At 63.5% G+C, this 668-nt stretch carries 1 protein-coding gene; it reads right to left on the bottom strand.

What is annotated here, in order from left to right:
• Nucleotides 1–9: 9 nt before the first annotated feature.
• Nucleotides 10–668, bottom strand: a 659-nt coding sequence (gene cysT, locus L981_RS32885) for a sulfate ABC transporter permease subunit CysT (protein WP_043627141.1), incomplete at its 5' end; no start/stop codon positions are given.

Below are 668 nucleotides of genomic sequence, written 5' to 3'. Positions count from 1 at the left end.
GCGGTCAGATCATGCGACATAGACATATCTCCGCCGGCTCCAGGCCTGGATCGAGTTGATGAGGAGCAGCATGGCGAACGAGATCGCCAGCATGACCGCGGCAATGGCAGTCGCCGCCGCATAGTTGAACTCTTCGAGCCTGATGACGATCAGAAGCGGGGCGATCTCGGAGACGTAAGGCAGGTTGCCGGCGATGAAGATCACCGAGCCGTATTCGCCGACGCCGCGGGCAAAGGCGAGGGCAAAGCCGGTGAGACCGGCCGGCAGCAAGCCCGGCAAAAGCACCCGGCTGATCGTCTGGAAGCGGCTGGCGCCAAGGGTGGCGGCTGCTTCCTCCACCTCCTTGTCGATCTCCTCCATGATCGGCTGCACGGTCCTGACGACGAAGGGCAGGCCGACGAAGATCAACGCGATGACGATGCCGGCGGGGGTGAAGGCGATCTTCAGCCCAAGCGGCTCCAGGAACTGGCCGATCCAGCCGTTCGGGGCATAAAGCGTCGTCAGCGCAATGCCGGCAACCGCGGTCGGCAGGGCAAAGGGCAGGTCGACCATGGCGTCGATCACCCGCTTGCCGGGAAAGCGATAACGCACCAGCACCCAGGCGAGGATGACACCGAAGACCAGGTTGATGATCGCCGCGATGAAGGCCGTGCCGAAGGAGATCTTCA

It is taken from the genome of Ensifer sp. ZNC0028 (assembly GCF_000799055.1).
Lineage (GTDB): Bacteria > Pseudomonadota > Alphaproteobacteria > Rhizobiales > Rhizobiaceae > Ensifer.
The sequence above is the reverse complement of the archived record's forward strand: the minus strand, read 5'-3'. Positions and strand labels throughout refer to the sequence as shown.